The sequence below is a fragment of the Paenibacillus sp. NRS-1781 genome, from assembly GCF_050467745.1.
In the GTDB taxonomy this organism is placed as follows: Bacteria; Bacillota; Bacilli; order Paenibacillales; family Paenibacillaceae; genus Paenibacillus; species Paenibacillus terrae_A.
Window position 1 is genome coordinate 1 of the sequence record NZ_JBITPI010000102.1, and the last position, 1,018, is coordinate 1,018.

Consider the following 1,018-nt stretch of genomic DNA (forward strand, 5'->3'; position numbering starts at 1 on the left):
TTTTGGGATTCGTAAAGGGAGCCGCTGGAACAACAATGAGATTTGGCTCAAAAGTAAAGGTGGACTAGATTCGTGTATCATGATTCGTGGCATAGATGGCTCACTTCGAGGTATTCACTATAAGCATCATCGTCCTACGCTGGTATTGATGGATGATTTGCTCAAGGAGGATACTGCTCGATCCGAAGCCAAACGAGAACAAATTAAAAATACATTTACAGATGTCATTCTACCTATTGGCACAAGGGATACGAATATTCTGATCTGTGGAACCATTTTGAACGAAGAAGACATCATGGCTGATCTGCTCAAAGGTAAAATACCAGGAGTAAGAAGTGTCCGTAAAGCAGCTGTGCTTCAGTTTTCAGAGCGTGATGATCTATGGTCAGAGTGGGAGCGACAATATAATAATCTCCAAGACGAGGATAGGATCAATACGGCTTTGTCTTTTTTTATGGCGAATGAGGAGGAAATGCTAAAGGGAACGGAAATCCTGTGGAGCGAGTACTTGGACTATTATTATTTGATGTGCAAGAAGCAAGCGATGGGCGAAAAATCATTTTATAAAGAGCTACAGAACGATCCGCGCTCAACCGATGAATACATATTCCAGAATATCATGTATTGGGACAGGCTACCTGAGTTTGAGGATATGGAACTAGCCATGTACATTGATCCAGCCATTAAAGCCGGGAAGAAAAATGACTATTCTGCGGTTTCAATTATTGGGCAGCATCGGAAGACGAAGCAGATGTACGTGATCGATGGCAATATCTATAAACTGTTGCCGGATGATTTGTTTCAAGTAGCTATCGAAAAATTGAAGCTTTATCCTGTAGATAAGCTAGGCTTTGAAGTCAATCAAGCACAGAGCTATATGAAGCAAAAGTTTGAAGAAGAGCTATGGAAGTCGAAGATACATACACCTGTAGAAAGTGTGCATTCCAAGGGGCAGAAGCATGAACGAATTATTAGCTTGGAGCCAGAAGTTAAGAAAGGTCATATTCTGTTCAATGCA

The 1,018-nt window shown here is 41.3% G+C and carries 1 pseudogene; it reads left to right on the forward strand.

The features are described 5' to 3' along the window. Positions 1 to 79: 79 nt before the first annotated feature. Positions 80 to 1,018: pseudogene (locus ACIFO6_RS24075) on the forward strand (phage terminase large subunit); the annotation flags it as partial.